This is a genomic window from Paraburkholderia nodosa, from assembly GCF_001718195.1.
Taxonomy (GTDB): Bacteria; Pseudomonadota; Gammaproteobacteria; order Burkholderiales; family Burkholderiaceae; genus Paraburkholderia; species Paraburkholderia nodosa_A.
In genome coordinates, this window is sequence record NZ_MCNV01000086.1 from 1 (window position 1) to 601 (window position 601).

A 601-nucleotide genomic window follows, 5' to 3' on the forward strand; every position below is an offset into this window, starting at 1 on the left:
CGGCCAGCCGGGACAGCTCACCGAACTGGCCATCTGGCTGATCCGGCTCGGTGTGCGTCTGTCCCATAGCCGGGTGGCGCACCCGCAGACCAACGGCAAGGACGAACGGTTTCACCGCACGCTGAAGGCCGAGGTGCTCAGCGGCCGTCGCTTCGACAGCCTGCGCAACGCCCAGCGGGTGTTTGACGAGTGGCGCACGGTCTATAACCATCAGCGCCCGCATCAGGCCCTGCAGATGGCCACTCCGATCACCCGTTACCGGCCCAGTGCGCACCCGTATCCGGAGACACTGCCGCCGATCGAATATCGCAGCGACGACACGGTGGTACGCGTGGGGTGGAATGGAGAACTCCGTTTCCGGTGCCGGTGTTTCAAGGTTTCAAATGCGCTGCACAAGCTGCCGGTTGCGGTGCGCCCCAGCGCAGGAAGCGGCAACCGCTATGACCTGTTTTTCCTGCATCATCATTTCGGAACCATCAACCTGGACCATCCCGAATGAGCGGATCATGTGTTACCCATGTCCCCGCACACCTGTTACCCATGTCTCCGGTCCATACACCGCCGCAAAGAAAGTAGGTGCCGCCCCGCACAGGGGCAACGC

1 protein-coding gene is annotated in these 601 nt (G+C 62.9%); it reads left to right on the plus strand.

Annotated features, from left to right (window positions below; translation table 11 throughout):
- Positions 1-499 (plus strand): integrase core domain-containing protein (locus tag BFD71_RS38750; protein ID WP_141710981.1); only part of this gene is annotated, 499 nt, incomplete at its 5' end.
- Positions 500-601: the final 102 nt, after the last annotated feature.